The 2,921-nt window shown below is 58.6% G+C and carries 2 rRNA genes (1 of these 2 cut by a window edge); both read right to left on the bottom strand.

Annotation, left to right across the window (positions count from 1 at the left end):
• Positions 1-63: 63 nt before the first annotated feature.
• A 5S ribosomal RNA gene (rrf, locus tag C1I92_RS32495) occupies positions 64-180 on the bottom strand.
• A 156-nt stretch (positions 181-336) separates the two neighbouring features.
• A 23S ribosomal RNA gene (locus C1I92_RS32490) occupies positions 337-2,921 on the bottom strand; it runs 523 nt beyond the window's last position.

The raw sequence follows: 2,921 nt of genomic DNA, 5'->3' as shown, positions 1-2,921 counted from the left end.
GTCCCTGGAATGCGTGATGGCCCACCCCCGGTGTGTTGGGGGTGGGCCATCGTGTGGGTGTGTGTCCGGCGGTGTCCTACTCTCCCACCCCCGCTGGGGGGCAGTACCATCGGCGCTGGTGGGCTTAGCTTCCGGGTTCGGAATGGGTCCGGGCGTTTCCCCGCCGCTATGACCGCCGGCACGTTCTGTGGAGTTGTGTCCCTACTCGAAGGGCCAACCGCGCCACCCCGGCATGGGGGTGGGGTTGGTGTGTGTTCGTTGGTTGGGAACCGTATAGTGGACGCGTTGTGTGTGTCTTCATCGCAGCAGCACCGTCCCCCGTGGGGGTGGGTGTGTGTGGTCAAGTCCTCGGCCTATTAGTACCGGTCAGCTTCACCCATTGCTGGGCTTCCACGTCCGGCCTATCAACCCAGTCGTCTAGCTGGGGGCCTTACCACCTTCCGGTGTGGGAGACCTCATCTTGAAGCAGGCTTCCCGCTTAGATGCTTTCAGCGGTTATCCCTTCCGAACGTAGCCAACCAGCGGTGCTCCTGGCGGAACAACTGGCACACCAGAGGTTCGTCCGTCCCGGTCCTCTCGTACTAGGGACAGCCCTTCTCAAGTCTCCTGCGCCCGCAGCGGATAGGGACCGAACTGTCTCACGACGTTCTAAACCCAGCTCGCGTACCGCTTTAATGGGCGAACAGCCCAACCCTTGGGACCTGCTACGGCCCCAGGATGCGACGAGCCGACATCGAGGTGCCAAACCATGCCGTCGATATGGACTCTTGGGCAGGATCAGCCTGTTATCCCCGGGGTACCTTTTATCCGTTGAGCGACAGCGCTTCCACAAGCCACTGCCGGATCACTAGTCCCTGCTTTCGCACCTGCTCGACCTGTCGGTCTCACAGTCAAGCTCCCTTGTGCACTTGCACTCGACACCTGATTGCCAACCAGGCTGAGGGAACCTTTGGGCGCCTCCGTTACCTTTTAGGAGGCAACCGCCCCAGTTAAACTACCCACCAGGCACTGTCCCTGATCCGGATCACGGACCGAGGTTAGATATCCAGTACGACCAGAGTGGTATTTCAACGTTGACTCCACCGACACTGGCGTGCCGGCTTCACAGTCTCCCACCTATCCTACACAAGCCGAACCGAACACCAATACCAAGCTATAGTAAAGGTCCCGGGGTCTTTCCGTCCTGCTGCGGGTAACGAGCATCTTTACTCGTAGTGCAATTTCGCCGAGTCCGTGGTTGAGACAGTGGGAAAGTCGTTACGCCATTCGTGCAGGTCGGAACTTACCCGACAAGGAATTTCGCTACCTTAGGATGGTTATAGTTACCACCGCCGTTTACTGGCGCTTAAGTTCTGAGCTTCGCCCTAGAGCTAACTCGTCCCCTTAACGTTCCAGCACCGGGCAGGCGTCAGTCCGTATACATCGTCTTGCGACTTCGCACGGACCTGTGTTTTTAATAAACAGTCGCTTTCCCCTGGTCTCTGCGGCCTTCAACGCTCCCGGAGCAAGTCCGTTCACGTGTCCGGCCCCCCTTCTCCCGAAGTTACGGGGGCATTTTGCCGAGTTCCTTAACCACGGTTCACTCGATCGCCTTGGTATTCTCTACCTGACCACCTGTGTCGGTTTGGGGTACGGGCGGCTATGGAGCTCGCTAGAGGCTTTTCTCGACAGCATAGGATCACCCACTTCGCCGCAATCGGCTCGGCATCCAGCCTCGGGCGCTACTGTGGCGGATTTACCTACCACGGCCCTGCACTGTTACCCCGGGACTACCATCGCCCGGGATGGGCTACCTTCCTGCGTCACCCCATCGCTTGCCTACTACCGGTTCGGGTCCCACGCTCCCCCACCAAGACTCCCGAAGGAGCCAAGACGGGTTCGGGTGGTTAGCATCACCGGGCTCAGCATGGTCGCGCCACAACCGGTACGGGAATATCAACCCGTTGTCCATCGACTACGCCTGTCGGCCTCGCCTTAGGTCCCGACTTACCCAGGGCGGATTAACCTGGCCCTGGAACCCTTGGTCATTCGGCGGACGGGTTTCTCACCCGTCTTTCGCTACTCATGCCTGCATTCTCACTCGTGTAGCGTCCACGGCTGGGTCACCCCGCCGCTTCAACCGCCACACGACGCTCCCCTACCCAACCACACACCTGAACCACGAAGGCTTAGTTATAGTGTGATTGTCACAGCTTCGGCGGTGTGCTTGAGCCCCGCTACATTGTCGGCGCAGAATCACTTGACCAGTGAGCTATTACGCACTCTTTCAAGGGTGGCTGCTTCTAAGCCAACCTCCTGGTTGTCTTCGCAACTCCACATCCTTTTCCACTTAGCACACGCTTAGGGGCCTTAGCTGGTGATCTGGGCTGTTTCCCTCTCGACTACGAACCTTATCGCCCGCAGTCTCACTGCCGCGCTCTCACTTACCGGCATTCGGAGTTTGGCTGACGTCAGTAACCTTGTAGGGCCCATCAGCCATCCAGTGCTCTACCTCCGGCAAGAAACACGCGACGCTGCACCTAAATGCATTTCGGGGAGAACCAGCTATCACGGAGTTTGATTGGCCTTTCACCCCTACCCACAGGTCATCCGCCCACTTTTCAACGTAGGTCGGTTCGGGCCTCCACGAAGTCTTACCTCCGCTTCACCCTGCCCATGGGTAGATCACTCCGCTTCGGGTCTAGAGCATGCGACTGAAACGCCCTATTCGGACTCGCTTTCGCTACGGCTCCCCCACACGGGTTAACCTCGCCACATACCACTAACTCGCAGGCTCATTCTTCAAAAGGCACGCCATCACAACCCCACAAGGAGGCAGCTCTGACGGCTTGTAGGCACATGGTTTCAGGTACTATTTCACTCCCCTCCCGGGGTACTTTTCACCATTCCCTCACGGTACTTGTCCGCTATCGGTCACCAGG

The sequence above is a fragment of the Jiangella anatolica genome (assembly GCF_003236295.1).
Lineage (GTDB): Bacteria > Actinomycetota > Actinomycetes > Jiangellales > Jiangellaceae > Jiangella > Jiangella anatolica.
The sequence above is the reverse complement of the archived record's forward strand: the minus strand, read 5'-3'. Positions and strand labels throughout refer to the sequence as shown.